This window comes from Vibrio sp. 704, from assembly GCF_033339295.1.
The window spans coordinates 1-978 of the sequence record NZ_JAWOUH010000154.1 but is presented as its reverse complement, the minus strand read 5'-3'; the positions used below and the strand labels follow the sequence as shown (position 1 = coordinate 978).

1 pseudogene is annotated in these 978 nt (G+C 44.8%); it reads left to right on the top strand.

The features are described from left to right. Positions 1-95: 95 nt before the first annotated feature. Positions 96-978 (top strand): annotated as a pseudogene (locus R7R24_RS25115) (diguanylate phosphodiesterase); the annotation flags it as partial.

The following is a 978-nucleotide window of genomic DNA, read 5'->3' as shown; positions in this document are numbered from 1 at the left end:
AATCTGGTTACAATTTGCAAAAAATCTATCATCCGTTCAGTACCGTTTAGGTAAGCAACGTTTGTAGGGACACAAACGGAAGTCGAAGAACCATAATGAAATTAAGCAATCGAGTTATCTTGCTTGTCGCACCCGTGATCATTTTGAGTGCGCTGGTATCGAGTTACATCATCTATAGCATTCAAAAAGTAACACTCATCAAGCGCGAAGATAGCTACATACAACTTCAGATGGAAAAACTGGCGGGGCAATTTCGACAAGCCAATATTTTTCTTAACAGCTATGCGTACACGCTGAGTAAAAGTGATGTGCTGCAGGACTATTTTATCAATCACGACAATCCCTACCGTGAGCGAGTGCTTTTTAGCCGCTTGGATGAAACCGCTGATGTCCTGAGCCATGGTTATAAAGGGGATGCGAGCATGGCGATCCTCGACGGCAAGCAAAATCTGCTTTATTACACCGAAAACCAATATTACGAATCGTCCGGCGTTGTTGACCAAAAGGTGCTGGAGTACATAGCAACCAGTTTCGCGGCTCGTGGTGAATACAGCCACACAGGGTTCATTTATAACTCCAGTGGACAAAGCATCTTGTTGCGATACGAACTCATTGATAAACGAACGGGCGCACCGCCAGTTAGCTTCGATCCTAGCAACGTGTTTTTTGTTGTCGTGTCCGTATCTTTAGAAGTGTTTCACGACATCAAACACGACGTCGAATTCGATACTCATAGTGTGATTACGTTTGCCGATAGACCCATTTATCTAGACATCCCTCTTGCGCAAACCATTGAACTTCTGCCCCACTTTTATGCGGTGCTCTCCCCTGCGGAGTATCTGATGTGGAACAAAGTGGACAAAGTATGGCTAGAGCTTGCACTTTCTTTTGGTATCGCGGCATTTTGTACCATCACGCTGATCGTCTTAGTGCTCTATCGTTACGTTTTGCATCCAGTCTCTCGCCTCGATAAACAAC